Annotated in this window: 1 protein-coding gene; it reads right to left on the bottom strand. The window is 54.4% G+C overall.

The genetic code is table 11. The features are described from left to right. Positions 1–320 (bottom strand): IS66 family transposase (locus tag BEB42_RS26045; RefSeq protein WP_139349250.1); only part of this gene is annotated, 320 nt, incomplete at both ends.

Genomic DNA, 320 nt, shown 5'->3' with positions numbered 1-320 from the left:
AGCTTTCTGGATCCACGTCATTCAGTTTGCACGTCCCGATCAGGCTGTACAGTAGCGCTCCCCGCTCACCACCATGGTCAGAGCCGAAGAACAGGAAGTTTTTACGACCCAGACTGACCGCCCGCAGGGCATTTTCAGCGATGTTGTTGTCGATTTCCACCCAGCCATCGTTCGCATAGTACGTCAGTGCCGGCCACTGGTTAAGTGCGTACGCGAACGCCTTCGCCAACTCTGAGTGTCGCGACAGGGTCTTCATCTTTTCACGCAACCAGCTTTCCAGGGATTTCAACAGCGGTTTCGTTTTTCGCTGACGTTCAGCA

Source organism: Escherichia sp. MOD1-EC5990, assembly GCF_002965285.1.
Taxonomy (GTDB): domain Bacteria; phylum Pseudomonadota; class Gammaproteobacteria; order Enterobacterales; family Enterobacteriaceae; genus Escherichia; species Escherichia coli_F.
The sequence above is the reverse complement of the archived record's forward strand: the minus strand, read 5'-3'. Positions and strand labels throughout refer to the sequence as shown.